Here is a 13,010-nt window from a genome sequence, read left to right as displayed (position 1 = left end):
AGCTCATGGATTTTGATTTTAATTTAATTCTCGTTCCCGTCACGCTGATTTTTTTCTTGGTGTGGCTACTCGATAAGTTTGTTTTCAAACAAAGACAAAAACTGGGTAAGGGGAATGAAAATTTCATCATCACATGGGCATATGACTTCTGGCCAGTACTGGCCGTTGTTCTGGTGCTGCGTTCATTTCTGTATGAGCCATTTAACATTCCATCCGATTCTATGGTTCCGACCTTGGAAACGGGTGATTATATTCTGGTCAACAAGTTTAACTATGGTGTGCGTCTACCGATTGTCAATACCAAAGTCATTGACGTGGGTGAACCGGAACGTGGTGATGTGATTGTGTTTCGTTACCCGCCACAACCGACTATCAGTTATATCAAACGTGTAGTAGGTTTACCGGGAGATCATATTGTTTATGACCATGGTCAACTCACTATCAATGGACAAAAAGTGGCGAAAGTTCCAGTGGAATTTAGCCGCGAAAAAGATATTCTCGATACACCAACTTCAATTTACCATCATGAAACATTAGGCAAGCATACCTTTAAAATGCGTGAGCTTGAAGGTGTAAATGTGGCCCGTCAAGCACCCTTTATCAACTATGTTGAAAATGGTAAATATTCATCTGAAAATGGTTTATATTGGGAAGTGAAAGTACCTGAAGGTCACTACTTCGCGATGGGGGATAATCGTGATCAGAGTGCTGACAGCCGTTTTTGGGGCTTCGTTCCAGAACAGAATCTAACAGGTCGTGCATTTTATATCTGGATGCATAAAGAACCTGGATTTAAATTACCGTCGTTTAAGCGCAACGGTGTAATTGATTAAGCATGATTGGAAAAAATAACAAATGCGTAAAAATCAACAAGGGGCATCTTATATTGCAATTTTAATTGCAATCATTGGCTTTGCTTTCTTAGCAAAAATTGCCATCGCTGTTTGGGCACCGTACTGGGATGATCGGGTTGTAGATAGCCAGATTACAGAGTTGCTGCAAAGTAGCCCTGCCGATACTGATCCTTCAAAGTTTGCAACTCAGATGAGTCAACGTTTAGAGATGAACAATGTTCGTGATCTTAAATTTGATGAAATTGCTCAGGTGACCAATATTGATGGACTGCAAGTGAAAAAAGAGTATGAGATAAGAAAGCCGTTCTTACTCAATATAGATTTAGTGTTAAAGTTCGAGAAAAGTTTTGATCAAAGGTCAGTCCAAACTAAGTGATATGCGCTTAGTCAACCGTATCGGTTATCAGTTTAAACAACCTGAATTATTGCAGCTTGCACTGACCCACCGATCGGTTAGTCATAAAACTAACTATGAACGTCTGGAGTTTTTAGGCGATTCATTGTTGGGGATGATCATTGCCCATTATTTGTATCAAGCCTATCCGCATGAAAATGAAGGGCGTTTAACGCGTATGCGTGCCACACTGGTTCGTCAGGAAGCATTAGGCAAAATTGCAAACGATTTGAAACTCGGTTCGTGTTTAATTCTCAGCACGGGTGAGTTGAAATCGGGTGGACATCATCGCGAATCTATTCTTGCTGATACTGTGGAAGCGATTATTGGTGCAATTTATGTCGATTGTCACGACTTAAATGTCTTGCAAGACATCGTGCTAAAATGGTACACGCCATATTTAGACCATATCGAACCTACAGACCAGCTGAAAGATCCTAAATCACGCTTACAGGAATATTTACAGGCACGTAAAAAACCTCTCCCTGTTTATGACGTTGTAGATATTCAAGGCGATGCTCCGAATCAGCATTTCAAGGTGGAATGTACGATTGAAGGCTTGCCTGTATTGTGTGGTGAGGGTTCAAGTCGTCGCTTTGCTGAACAGGCAGTTGCGGCAGATATCTTAAAACAATTGGAGCAAAAGTCTTAATGACTACTCATTCCGATCACATCGATGCTGATCACGAACCGCAAGACGGCGGTAACGATTTAATTAATCAATTCTTCAGTTCACAAGGAACGACGATTCCTTCGGACTTTAAAAGTGGCTTTGTTGCGATTGTAGGACGCCCGAATGTGGGTAAATCTACCTTGATGAACCATTTGCTGGGTCAAAAGCTTTCAATCACTTCACGTAAACCACAAACTACGCGCCACAAGATTGTGGGGATTGATACCCGAGAAAAATCTCAGGCAGTCTTTGTGGATACGCCGGGGATGCATAAAAAAGAAGTACGTGCCATCAATAAAATGATGAACCGTGCCGCTCATTCTGCACTTCGTGATGTCAATCTGGTGCTGTTTGTGGTTGACGCGCAAAAGTGGACGCAAAACGATGAACTGGTGCTGGAAAAACTGCAAAATGCAGAAATGCCGGTGATCCTGGTCATCAACAAGCTGGATACTTTTGAAAACAAGAATCAGGCCTTACCCTTGATCCAGGAACGTGCCAAGCTGATGAACTTTGCCGAAATCGTACCTGTATCCGCTTTACGTGGTGCCAATCTGGAACATTTACGTAATACCATCGAAAAGTATTTGCCATTCCAGCCGCCACTCTATTCACTGGATCAAATCACCGACCGTTCAGAACGTTTCCTTGCTTCGGAAGTGATTCGTGAAAAAATCATGCGTCAATTGGGTGAAGAACTGCCATATGATTTGACCGTGCAAATTGAATCTTTCAAGACTGAAGAAGCGACCATTAATGCGAAAACAGGTCGTCCAAAAGCGGCGTGTACCTATATTGATGCCACCATTTTTGTTGATCGTCCTGGTCAAAAGGCCATCGTAATTGGTGAAAAAGGTTCTAAGCTGAAAAAAATTGGTATGGATGCGCGTGCCGATATGGAAAAAATGTTCGAACAGAAAATCATGCTGACCCTTTGGGTGAAAGTTAAAGGTGGCTGGTCTGATGATGAGCGTGCATTAAAAAGCTTGGGTTATAGTGATATCTAAAATCTAGGTTTTACTTTGAAAGGAGCTGTAATGATGAAAGTACTGACTGTTGTGGCATGTATATTGTTCCTGCAAGGCTGTATTTACAAGATTGTTACGGTTCCGGTCAAAGTGGCCTATAAAACCACTAAAGGCGTGGTTAAAGGTACGGCAGCTGTGGTGGGTGCCGTCATTCCAGATGGGGATGATGAAGAATCTGATTCTGAAAAGAAAAAGGATTAGACTTAAGCCTGTATGCGCAATGAAACCTTGCATGGTTATTTAATCCATCATCGTAAATACCGTGAGCGCAGTCATATTGTGCATCTGTTTACTCAGGAGCATGGTCGTGTGGATGGAATTTTAAGGCAAACTCCACCGCCACAATATCAACCGATTTGCCTGCAAGCTTCGGGTAAATCTGAGCTGAAAAATTTTACCAAACTGGAAATTGTCAATCAGCCGATTTTCTTTTTTGGCGATGCCTTCTTTTCCGGTTTTTATCTGAATGAAATTATCCTGCGCTTGTGCCTGGTTGAAGAGGAAATGCCACAAACCTTTGTGCAATACCATCAGACCTTGCAGCAATTGCAAAAAATGGCACAACAGGAAAAACCTGATCTTTTTTTAAGACAAATCTTACGTCAGTTCGAGCATGCACTTTTAGAAGAACTGGGCTATGCACTTGATTTTACAGTGGATGTACAGCAACATAAAATTCAGGAATCACAATCTTATCTGTTTCAGCTCAATGATGGTTTTATTCCGACAGTACAACAGTCACGTTCGACTTTATCTGGACAGCAGATTCTTTCGATGTGTGATTATGAAAAGGGTAGGGATTTCAATCATGAGCAGTTACAATTGTTGACTAAGCTGTATCGGCAGATCATCACCGCGCTTTTGGGCGACCGACCGCTGAAAAGCCGTCAATTGTGGATTCAAAACACTCAATCTCAATCTTAATTTTAAACATAGTTAGGTAATTGTTATGGCTGCATTACTTGGTGTAAATATTGACCATGTGGCGACTTTGCGACAGGCGCGCGGAACCGCTTATCCAGATCCGGTAAATGCTGCTTTAATTTGCGAACAGGCCGGTGCAGAGGGTATCACCCTGCATTTACGTGAAGACCGTCGCCATATTCAGGATGATGATGTACGTCGTATGCGTCCTGTGCTGAAAACGCATATGAATCTGGAAATGGCCGTGACGGCTGAAATGGTGGAATTCGCCAAGGAAATCAAGCCGCATCATGTGTGCTTCGTTCCAGAAAAGCGTCAGGAAGTGACCACTGAAGGCGGTCTGGATGTGGTGGGTCATTTTGAAGATGTTAAAGCCGCGACTCAGGCCTTGTCTGCTATTGGTTGTGAAGTGTCTTTATTTATTGATGCTGACTTTGCCCAAATTGATGCAGCTGTGGCTTGCGGTGCACCTACCATCGAGTTACACACAGGTGCTTATGCCGATGCTGAAACTTCAGAAGCACAGCAGCATGAACTTGAGCGTATTGTTAAAGGTGCGGAATATGCTGCATCTAAAGGTTTAATTGTGAATGCCGGGCATGGTCTGAACCTGGAAAATGTCACCCCAATTGCTGCAATTCCACACATTCATGAGCTCAATATTGGTCATTCCATTATTGCCGATGCAGTATTTGTCGGTTTGGCCCAAGCTGTTCAACAAATGAAAGCTGTGATTAAAGCAGCACGTTAAGATTTAAGTTTAAAAGTTATGTCGACAACCCATTATGATGATCTCATGAAACCTGTGATTGGCTTCCTGGGATGTGAAACACCAAAAGCTTGGCTAGATGAAGCCGTGAATAACCTGGAGTTACTCATGCAGGATCATGCCAATTGTGAAAAAAAAGCTGCTGGCACAGCCATGAACCTGATGTTCCGCTACAGCTTTTTTACCGATTTGCAGGTCAAGCTGGCACAACTGGTACGCGAAGAAATGCTGCATTATGAGCAGGTGCTGGAATTTATGTCCAAACGTGGACAAGAATGGAAAGCCGTGAGTGCAGGGCGTTATGCAGGCATATTGCGCAAGGAAATTCGTACCTACGAGCCTGAAGCATTGATTGACGTGCTGATTATTGGTGCCTTTGTGGAAGCACGTTCCTGTGAGCGTTTTTATGCACTTGCGCCACTGGTTGATGAAGAGTTAGGACGCTATTATCGCTACCTGCTTAAATCTGAATCACGCCATTATGAAGATTATCTGGCATTGGCCTTAGATGTTGCCAAAACATCTAAAATGAAAGACCCGGAAGAAGACATTCAGGGGCGCATCGAGCATATCCGTGAAGTAGAAAAGAATTTAATCCTCTCGGAAGATGATACTTTCCGTTTCCATAGTGGTGTCCCAAATCAGGCTGCTTAAGCTTCTTATTTATTTCATTAAAAAAATCCCCTATTTAAATAGGGGATTTTTTATGGCTGATGCTTTTGGAACTTTAAAATAATAATGCCAATCTAGAGGTCTTAGATTGGCATTCATCAGACGGTTTTTAAGCTTGGTTTTAATTAAGCTTCAATGGTCTGAACTGCAATTTTTTTCGCAGGATCAGTTTTGCGACGTACCGAAGGAACCGGTTCACCATAATACTGACGGTCGGCAAAGTAACTTGAACGAACCATCGGCGCTGCCCAGATATTCTTGAATCCAAGTTTCTGACCGTGTGCGGTATAGCGTTCAAATTCTTCTGGAGTCACGAAACGGTCAATCGGTGCATGCTCTTTAGAAGGCTGTAAATACTGACCAATAGTCACGTAATCGACATCGTGTGCTTTTAAGTCATCCAGCAATGCAATCACTTCTTCTTCAGTTTCACCAATACCAACCATCAAGCCACATTTGGTTGGAACATCCGGGCAGTATTCCTTAAACATTTTCAGCAGGTTTAAAGAATGCTGATAATCTGAACCTGGACGCATCGCTTTATACAGGCGCGGCACGGTTTCAATATTGTGGTTGAATACGTCCGGTGGGCACTCGGTCATGATGCGAAGCGCGATGTCCATACGACCACGGAAATCCGGTACCAGAATTTCTAATAAGGTATTCGGGCTTAAATTGCGGGCTTCTTTAATGCAGTCCACGAAATGCTGTGCACCGCCATCTCGAAGGTCATCACGGTCAACCGAAGTAATAACCGCATATTTTAAACCCAGATTGGCAATGGTTTCGGCCATATGGCGTGGCTCATCCGGATCAAGGGCATTTGGACGGCCATGTGCCACGTCGCAGAAAGGACAGCGACGGGTACAGATATCACCCATAATCATAAAGGTTGCGGTACCGCCACCAAAACATTCTGGCAGGTTCGGGCAAGCGGCTTCTTCACACACCGTATGTAATTTTTGCTCACGCAGCGTGGTTTTAATACGTTGAACTTCTTCAGGAGCCGCCATTTTTACCCGGATCCAGTCCGGCTTGCGTGGCGTTTCAACCGTAGGTACAACTTTTACAGGAATACGAGCGACTTTCTCTGCGCCACGAAGTTTGACACCCTGTTCAGGTTTACGGTTTTCAGACATATTCAACTTTTCCACTGTTTTTTGACGGGGGAGATACTAGATATATTAGGTCTCTCATTATAACGGACTTCAATCTAAATGGGGTAAAAAGGATATTCATTTAATAAATGTAGTCATCACTTAATATATGTGAGGTAAATACAGAAAATTGCGAGTATTTACGTCATAATATAGCCAAGATAGACCAATATTGAAGATAGGAGCGTTGAATGCCACGTAAAAAAGAGGTCGTTAGTGGAACTTTCGTTAAATACGATGCGGTAGTTCTCGGCTCAGGCCCTGCGGGTGAAGGCGCGGCAATGAAACTTGCTAAATCAGGCAAGCGTGTTGCAATTGTTGATATGCGTGAACAATTAGGTGGTAACTGTACACACGTAGGTACCATTCCAAGTAAAGCATTACGTCAAACTGTATCGAGCATTTTGCGTTACCAGCGTGACCCGATGTTCCAGAAAGTGGGCGAATGGAAACAGTTCACCATGAAACAGGTGCTGCGTAATGCCCATAAAGTGATTCAGCAACAGGTTGAAACACACTCCCGTTTTTATGACCGTAACAAGATTGATATTTATCATGGTCGTGCCTATATCCAGGATAAAAATACCGTATTGATCTTTAGCCCTGAAGGCATAACAGAAACGATCGTTTTCCAGCAATTAGTCATTGCGACAGGTTCACGTCCATACCGTCCGGCGGCGCTTGATTTCAATCATCCACGTGTATTTGATTCAGACAAAATTCTGGATCTGGATTATTCAATTCAAAAAATTATTATTTATGGTGCCGGCGTTATTGGTTGTGAATATGCATCCATTTTCATTGGTCTGGACCATAAAGTTGATTTGATTAACACCCAGCCTAAATTGCTCAGCTACCTGGACGATGAAATTTCTGATGCCTTATCTTACCGTTTACGTGAACAGGGTGTATTGATTCGTCATAATGAACAAATTGATCATCTTGAGACATTTGATGATCATGTGGTGTTGCATTTGCAAAGCGGCAAGAAAATTAAAGCCGATGCCATTTTGTGGTGTAACGGCCGTTCGGGGAATACTGATGGTTTAGGTCTCGAAAATGTAGGCATTACCCCAAACAGTCGTGGTCAGCTTACAGTGAATGATCAGTACCAGACTGAAGTGGAAAATATCTATGCTGCCGGTGACGTGATTGGTTGGCCATCACTGGCTTCTGCTGCTTATGACCAGGGGCGTTGCGCTGGTTCAAACATGAGCGGTGAAGAGAACGTTAAACCGGTAACGGATATTCCGACAGGTATTTATACCATTCCGGAAATTTCTTCGATTGGTAAGACTGAACAGCAATTGACCGAAGAAAAAATTCCTTACGAAGTTGGCCAGGCATCTTTCCGTCATCTGGCACGTGCACAGATTACCGGTGACACCGTAGGTGAATTGAAAATTCTATTCCACCGTGACACCTTAGAAGTGTTAGGTGTGCATTGCTTTGGTAATAACGCTGCCGAGATTATCCATATTGGTCAGGCTGTGATGAATAGCCCGAACAATACCATTAAGTATTTTGTTGAAACTACCTTTAACTATCCGACCATGGCGGAAGCGTACCGTGTAGCAACCTTGAATGGTATGAACCGTTTATTCTAAGATTTTCTGAATTTTAGATGCGAAACCCGTAAGTGAAGGCTTGCGGGTTTTTGTTTATTTTGTAGGACAAAATATCTCATCAGGGCATGAGAGTGAGAATAGCGCTTAGCGAAAACCCGCAGATCAAGTGTTCCTATTTTGCTTATCACTTGCTTGGATTTAGGCTGTCATTTTACGGCATTCTGCCGCACATTGCTGGCAGGTTTCGGCACATCGCTGGCAATGTTCAGCTTCATGTTTACTGCATTCTTTGGCGCAGTAATCGCACATTTGAGCACAGAGCTGACAGATTTCCTGCATAAAGGCAGAGGTTCTTTGTTCAGATCGAGCGCATAAGTTGCACATATCTGCACAGTCCAGACAGCGTTTAATGCATTCACGCATCATCTCTATGTCATTTTCATCCAGACAAGCAGCTGCACAGGTGGTACAGGTCAAAGAACAGGTCATAGACATTTGGACACAGTCTGAAAAGCTGACAGTATTCATTCTGTTTTCCTGATTAATAATTTAAATTGATATCTGAATAAGCTAATTAGAAATAGACTAAGAAAATAGAGAGATTGAGTGATTAAAAGTAAACAGTGTTCGCTTTAAGTAAGCGAATGCTGCATGATAAAAAAACTGGGTAAATAGAGAGTGGATCACTGGATTCTATAGGCTATGAGAAAAAGCCATGATAATCCAATAACCATAATAGTCCGTAATAGCTAAAGAAACTGCTGATTAAGGTCAGCCAGACTGGAATTTTGCTCCTAAGCAATGCAATGACAGCGATAATAAAAACAATATCTAAGCCAGACAGTACATATTTTTGACCCATCTGCACCACCAGACATAATAACAGGCCCACCACAGCAGCATTAATGCCTGCCAAAGCTTGAAATAAACCTGGAAACTGCATTAAACGCGACCAGTAAGGTAAAGTGCCGAAAATGAGGAAAAAAGAAGGCAAGAAAATCACTGCAGTTGCAAAGGCGGCATTCAGTACTGCCGATGAACTTAAAGGCAATAAAGCACCCAGATAGCTGGCAAAACTGAATAATGGGCCTGGCATCAGCTGGGCAATGGCATAGCCCAGGTCAAAATGTTGCTGGGAAACCAAACCGGATGCAACAAAGTCCTGCTGTAAAAATGGCAAAATAATATGTCCCCCACCAAAGACTAAAGAAGCCGTGCGGTATAAACTGGTAAAACTGTCTAGCCAAATACTGGGAAAGAAATATTGTAGCGCTGGAACCAGTACAAAAGGCAAGGCAAATAAAATCAGCCAGCGATAAGCGAAAGGTTTTTTAGCTGTGATTGAGATGCCTGTAACAGCTTTAGGGGTATTTTTTTGCGGAAAATAATGCAGATAAATCAGTCCTGCCAAAGCACCAAAAAGAATCACCAAAACCTGATTGATACTGATAGGAACTAGATAGACAAATAAGCCCGACAGCAGCATTAATACATACTGCCATTGCTCTTTACAAAAGCTACGTAACATTTGCCAGAATGCCCATGCCACCACGCTAAATACAATAAGTTGAATCACATGGAAAAATTCGACAGAAAAATAATCAGAAAATTGAATGCCCAGCAGTGCCGCAAGGGTCATCAGCAGGGCAGAAGGTAAAGTAAAACCCAGCCATGCCAGCAGTGCACCCCGATAACCTTTTAGCTGATAGCCAATCGCAAGACCCAGCTGGCTACTGCTAGGTCCAGGTAAAATTTGTGCCAAGGCCAGCAGGTGGGCATATTGATGCTCATCCAGATAACCAAGCTGTTGCACAAAACGCCGATAAAAAAACACCAGATGGGCTGCTGGACCGCCAAATGCCGTACAGCCTAATCTGAGGAATATTTTAAACAAGCTGAAATTTGACAGCGTGGGAACAGGGGATGACATGATGAAATGATCCAAAAATATTTGAGTTTTAGCCCGAGCAAGATTAACAGGTCGGATTGACCTTGTTGTATGGTTTTCCTGCAATACATATTGCAAATATGAAAAAGCCCATCCCAAGTAATTACTTTTGATGGGCTTTTATTTTTTAATTTAACTCGTAAATATTTAAACAAGATGACCATCATTGAAAATGATCCCCGATGTGATGTATCGCACGCTAGTTACTGATAAGCAGAGGGAGCCTATCGTAAGGTAAGGGGGATAATAAAAAATTGCAGCATCATGACGCATTTTTTATTTTATTTACGATTTTGCCTATTCGTAAATGTAGATGAGGTCATGATGCTGTGGAGTAATTTTTCAGCTATTGTTTATTGTTATTATTTCAGATGGATGAATCCCTTAATAAGGCCGACCACCTGCCAGACTGATACGTTTTAGCAAACGGCGCTGCTCACTAGGAAAAGGTTTGCGTGAATGCAGGGTGACCTGATTATCCCAAAATACAATATCGCCCTGTTGCCATTGATGTTCATAGCGGAATTCAGGTTTTAACAGATGTTCGCGCAATGAAGCAATCAATTCACTGCCAGCCTGATCATCATAATTGACCAGTTCCACCTCGGAATGGGTATTTAACCAGAGCGCTTTACGACCACTCTCAGGATGGGTACGCACCAGTGGGTGAGGATAGGCATGACCAATAATTGGCTGATCTTTAAAACGGTATAAGGGACTGCTGCCATAACCATTATTGTCATTGTCTTTAATGTGTTGTCGACGGACAAAGGGGTTATAGGTAATCAGTTGTAATTGATCGATATGCTGTTTGGTTGCTTCATCTAAAGCATCATAAGCCTGGATGGTGTTAAACCAGGATGTTTGCCCGCCGTCTTTTGGTAATTCAATGGCATAAAGCAATGAACCAAAAGACGGTTGTGGTGTCCATTGGTGATCGGCATGCGGCGAAAGTTCACCATAGCCCGTGTAGTCTCCCTGTCCCACAGCATTGGAAACGGGCACGACATCGGGTGGTGTACCGGTATCTGTTTGGGTGGCAAGTACCGGATTATCTGCACTTGGGCGGAAAATGGAACCAAAATAGCTGGCAAAGGCCAAATACTGTAAATCGTCCAAGCGCTGGTTTTTGAAAATTAAAATCAGATGTTCGGCCAGTGCTTGTTTTAGATGGTAAATGGTTTCACCTGCTTGGGCTTTACGTGCATCTAGGCCAAAAACCACAGCCCCTAAAGCTTCACCCTCTAAGGGCACAATAGTAATATTTTGCGGGTTTTGAAATTGTTCTGGCTGATGCCAGCGCGGTGCATCATGTATTGCCTGAGAAAGTTGGGTAAGTGCCGTCATTGTTTTGCTCTGATGTTTTTTACGTTGAAGTAAAATCTAAGCAATCCAGAACAAAAGATAAAATCAAAATATTTTCTAAGCTTATGAAATCCTAGTGAAAAATTCTTAAATCTATGATTGTTAAACTTTTAATATAAACAGCAAAAGAAAGCGGTTTTTTTGCTGTTTTCACTGCTGATATTTCAGCATTAATGCGCGCAAAAGGCCTGATTGAAATACTCAAACAGTTGTGGTGTTTTGACCCAAAGCATAATCGCAATCCCCAACAACAGGCCAATTGCTGCGGTAATCAAAATTTTGAGTCCAAGCATAGAAATAGAATCAGTCATGAACCACATGCTCCTCATTGACAAAGAAATGAACCAGAACCCCAAATACACTTAACAGGATAGAAAACATCCAGATCATATTGTAGTTGCCAGTCATATCATGATTGACACCTCCCAGCCATCCGCCAAAGAATGAGCCGACCTGATGGGTAAAGAACACGATGCCACTGAGCATGGACAGATATTTTATGCCAAACATGTTCGCCACAATACCATTGGTGAGGGGAACCGTAGACAACCACAATAAGCCCATAATGATGCCAAAGCTGTAAATTGTCCAGGTACTCAAAGGCAGCAATAAAAAGCCAATAATGGCAATACCACGCAGGCCATATAAACTCATCAGCAAATGAGGTTTGGAGTATTTTCCACCCAGCCAGCCTGCGGTATACGTACCAACAATATTAAATAAACCGATCAGGGCCAGGAACACTGTGCCTGTAGTGGCATCAAAACCATGATCAATCAGGTAACCAGGTAAATGAATACCAATAAAGACCACCTGAAAACCGCAGACAAAAAAGCCTAAAGACAGGAACCAGAACGGTTTGTGATTTTTGGCAATCCTCAGAATTTCTTTGATACTCAACGCAGGTTTATTGATAGTAGCTAATGCATTCGGAGGAGTATAAGCAGGTGCTTTTAAAGTCCACGCCAATGGAATAATGAAAGCAATTAAAATGGCACTGACCATCAATGCAGCTGACCAACCGACACTTTGTAAAAGCAGCAGGGTCGATGGCAGCATGATAAATTGGCCAAAAGAGCCTGCTGCACTGGCAATACCCATCGCCAGACTGCGTTTTTCAGGATGTGCGGCACGCCCCACAGCAGAAAGTAATATGGGAAAAGAGGTCGCAGAAAGTGCCAGACCTAAAATTAAACCGACGCTTAAATTCAGCAGCAAGCCACTTGAGCTGACCGCCATCAGCAACAGGCCAAGAGTATAGAGGACTCCCCCCACAGCGACCACAATTTTACTGCCATATTTATCGGCAAAAACTCCGGTAATGGGTTGTACTGCACCCCAAATCAGGTTTTGCATGGCAATGGCAAGACTAAAGACATTATGTCCCCAGCCAAACTCATGGCTCATGGGAACAAGATATAAACCAAATGCATGACGGACACCCAAGGATAAAGCCAGAATAACGGCACTTCCAATTAACATGTAAATCAGAGGTTTGGAAAAACGGGTGTCTGACATATTTCATCCATGCGGAGTTGTGTTGTGGCTATGTTATTCGATTATAAAGGACGAGGCGATTAAATTAAATTTCAACAAAAGATAAAATTAAGTTATAGAAAGTTTTATAAAGACTAAAAAGACGACACGAAGCCGTCTTT

Annotated in this window: 15 protein-coding genes; 9 read left to right on the top strand and 6 right to left on the bottom strand. The window is 42.6% G+C overall.

The annotated features are described in order from the left end of the window. Nucleotides 1-5 precede the first annotated feature (5 nt). Genes lepB through B9T38_RS07165 form a run of 8 tightly spaced genes read left to right on the top strand, consistent with a single transcriptional unit; the run spans nucleotide 6 to nucleotide 5,296 of the window. Nucleotides 6-833, top strand: a complete 828-nt coding sequence (gene lepB / locus B9T38_RS07200; RefSeq protein WP_086196142.1) for a signal peptidase I — start codon at nucleotides 6-8, stop codon at nucleotides 831-833. 22 nt (nucleotides 834-855) lie between these two features. Continuing rightward, nucleotides 856-1,230 carry a DUF4845 domain-containing protein gene (locus B9T38_RS07195; protein ID WP_086196141.1) on the top strand — a complete coding sequence of 125 codons (375 nt, stop codon included), beginning with the start codon at nucleotides 856-858 and terminating at the stop codon, nucleotides 1,228-1,230. After that, nucleotides 1,202-1,900: a ribonuclease III gene (rnc, locus tag B9T38_RS07190; RefSeq protein WP_086196140.1), complete on the top strand. Its 699-nt coding sequence runs from the start codon at nucleotides 1,202-1,204 to the stop codon at nucleotides 1,898-1,900. Before B9T38_RS07195 ends, rnc begins: the two co-directional genes overlap by 29 nt. Then, on the top strand, nucleotides 1,900-2,928 hold the full coding sequence (gene era, locus B9T38_RS07185) for a GTPase Era (RefSeq protein WP_086196139.1): 1,029 nt from the start codon (nucleotides 1,900-1,902) through the stop codon (nucleotides 2,926-2,928). The genes rnc and era overlap by 1 nt, the downstream gene beginning before the upstream one ends. Nucleotides 2,929-2,958: 30 nt before the next feature. Next, nucleotides 2,959-3,150, top strand: a complete 192-nt coding sequence (locus B9T38_RS07180) for an NF038104 family lipoprotein (RefSeq protein WP_086196138.1) — start codon at nucleotides 2,959-2,961, stop codon at nucleotides 3,148-3,150. Nucleotides 3,151-3,162: 12 nt separating this feature from the next. Beyond that, nucleotides 3,163-3,873: a DNA repair protein RecO gene (gene recO / locus B9T38_RS07175; RefSeq protein ID WP_086196137.1), complete on the top strand. Its 711-nt coding sequence runs from the start codon at nucleotides 3,163-3,165 to the stop codon at nucleotides 3,871-3,873. Between the two features lie 25 nt (nucleotides 3,874-3,898). Further along, nucleotides 3,899-4,624 carry a pyridoxine 5'-phosphate synthase gene (gene pdxJ, locus B9T38_RS07170; protein ID WP_086196136.1) on the top strand — a complete coding sequence of 242 codons (726 nt, stop codon included), beginning with the start codon at nucleotides 3,899-3,901 and terminating at the stop codon, nucleotides 4,622-4,624. An 18-nt stretch (nucleotides 4,625-4,642) separates the two neighbouring features. Beyond that, entirely contained in the window at nucleotides 4,643-5,296 is a 654-nt protein-coding gene (locus tag B9T38_RS07165) for a MiaE family protein (RefSeq protein WP_086196135.1), read from the top strand. A gap of 143 nt (nucleotides 5,297-5,439) precedes the next feature. On the opposite strand, the gene lipA is transcribed toward B9T38_RS07165, so the two are convergent. Next, entirely contained in the window at nucleotides 5,440-6,453 is a 1,014-nt protein-coding gene (gene lipA, locus B9T38_RS07160) for a lipoyl synthase (protein ID WP_086196134.1), read from the bottom strand. A gap of 209 nt (nucleotides 6,454-6,662) precedes the next feature. On the opposite strand from lipA, the gene sthA reads away from it, so the two are divergent. Next, nucleotides 6,663-8,078 carry a Si-specific NAD(P)(+) transhydrogenase gene (gene sthA / locus B9T38_RS07155; protein ID WP_086196133.1) on the top strand — a complete coding sequence of 472 codons (1,416 nt, stop codon included), beginning with the start codon at nucleotides 6,663-6,665 and terminating at the stop codon, nucleotides 8,076-8,078. Nucleotides 8,079-8,237: 159 nt separating this feature from the next. Here sthA and B9T38_RS07150 read toward each other — a convergent pair whose 3' ends face one another. The 5 genes from B9T38_RS07150 to B9T38_RS07135 all read right to left on the bottom strand — a co-directional run bounded on the left by B9T38_RS07150 (nucleotide 8,238) and on the right by B9T38_RS07135 (nucleotide 12,870). Then, a complete protein-coding gene (locus tag B9T38_RS07150; RefSeq protein ID WP_086196132.1) occupies nucleotides 8,238-8,567 on the bottom strand; it encodes a four-helix bundle copper-binding protein in 330 nt (109 codons plus the stop codon). Nucleotides 8,568-8,739: 172 nt separating this feature from the next. Beyond that, on the bottom strand, nucleotides 8,740-9,969 hold the full coding sequence (chrA, locus tag B9T38_RS07145; RefSeq protein WP_086196131.1) for a chromate efflux transporter: 1,230 nt from the start codon (nucleotides 9,967-9,969) through the stop codon (nucleotides 8,740-8,742). A 402-nt stretch (nucleotides 9,970-10,371) separates the two neighbouring features. Continuing rightward, on the bottom strand, nucleotides 10,372-11,334 hold the full coding sequence (locus B9T38_RS07140) for a TauD/TfdA dioxygenase family protein (protein WP_086196130.1): 963 nt from the start codon (nucleotides 11,332-11,334) through the stop codon (nucleotides 10,372-10,374). Between the two features lie 188 nt (nucleotides 11,335-11,522). After that, on the bottom strand, nucleotides 11,523-11,663 hold the full coding sequence (locus B9T38_RS16755) for a hypothetical protein (RefSeq protein ID WP_171263200.1): 141 nt from the start codon (nucleotides 11,661-11,663) through the stop codon (nucleotides 11,523-11,525). Next, entirely contained in the window at nucleotides 11,656-12,870 is a 1,215-nt protein-coding gene (locus B9T38_RS07135) for an MFS transporter (protein ID WP_086196129.1), read from the bottom strand. The genes B9T38_RS16755 and B9T38_RS07135 overlap by 8 nt, the downstream gene beginning before the upstream one ends. Nucleotides 12,871-13,010: the final 140 nt, after the last annotated feature.

Origin of the sequence: Acinetobacter sp. ANC 4218 (genome assembly GCF_002135245.1) — a bacterium.
In the GTDB taxonomy this organism is placed as follows: domain Bacteria; phylum Pseudomonadota; class Gammaproteobacteria; order Pseudomonadales; family Moraxellaceae; genus Acinetobacter.
The sequence above is the reverse complement of the archived record's forward strand: the minus strand, read 5'-3'. Positions and strand labels throughout refer to the sequence as shown.

What these genes read in the sequence shown, in the direction of transcription:
- lepB (WP_086196142.1), top strand. Translation starts at nt 6, where the DNA reads ATGGATTTTGATTTTAATTTAATTCTCGTTCCCGTCACGCTGATTTTT.
- B9T38_RS07195 (WP_086196141.1), top strand. Translation starts at nt 856, where the DNA reads ATGCGTAAAAATCAACAAGGGGCATCTTATATTGCAATTTTAATTGCA.
- era (WP_086196139.1), top strand. Translation starts at nt 1,900, where the DNA reads ATGACTACTCATTCCGATCACATCGATGCTGATCACGAACCGCAAGAC.
- B9T38_RS07180 (WP_086196138.1), top strand. Translation starts at nt 2,959, where the DNA reads ATGATGAAAGTACTGACTGTTGTGGCATGTATATTGTTCCTGCAAGGC.
- recO (WP_086196137.1), top strand. Translation starts at nt 3,163, where the DNA reads ATGCGCAATGAAACCTTGCATGGTTATTTAATCCATCATCGTAAATAC.
- pdxJ (WP_086196136.1), top strand. Translation starts at nt 3,899, where the DNA reads ATGGCTGCATTACTTGGTGTAAATATTGACCATGTGGCGACTTTGCGA.
- B9T38_RS07165 (WP_086196135.1), top strand. Translation starts at nt 4,643, where the DNA reads ATGTCGACAACCCATTATGATGATCTCATGAAACCTGTGATTGGCTTC.
- lipA (WP_086196134.1), bottom strand. Translation starts at nt 6,453, where the DNA reads ATGTCTGAAAACCGTAAACCTGAACAGGGTGTCAAACTTCGTGGCGCA.
- sthA (WP_086196133.1), top strand. Translation starts at nt 6,663, where the DNA reads ATGCCACGTAAAAAAGAGGTCGTTAGTGGAACTTTCGTTAAATACGAT.
- B9T38_RS07150 (WP_086196132.1), bottom strand. Translation starts at nt 8,567, where the DNA reads ATGAATACTGTCAGCTTTTCAGACTGTGTCCAAATGTCTATGACCTGT.
- chrA (WP_086196131.1), bottom strand. Translation starts at nt 9,969, where the DNA reads ATGTCATCCCCTGTTCCCACGCTGTCAAATTTCAGCTTGTTTAAAATA.
- B9T38_RS07140 (WP_086196130.1), bottom strand. Translation starts at nt 11,334, where the DNA reads ATGACGGCACTTACCCAACTTTCTCAGGCAATACATGATGCACCGCGC.
- B9T38_RS16755 (WP_171263200.1), bottom strand. Translation starts at nt 11,663, where the DNA reads ATGACTGATTCTATTTCTATGCTTGGACTCAAAATTTTGATTACCGCA.
- B9T38_RS07135 (WP_086196129.1), bottom strand. Translation starts at nt 12,870, where the DNA reads ATGTCAGACACCCGTTTTTCCAAACCTCTGATTTACATGTTAATTGGA.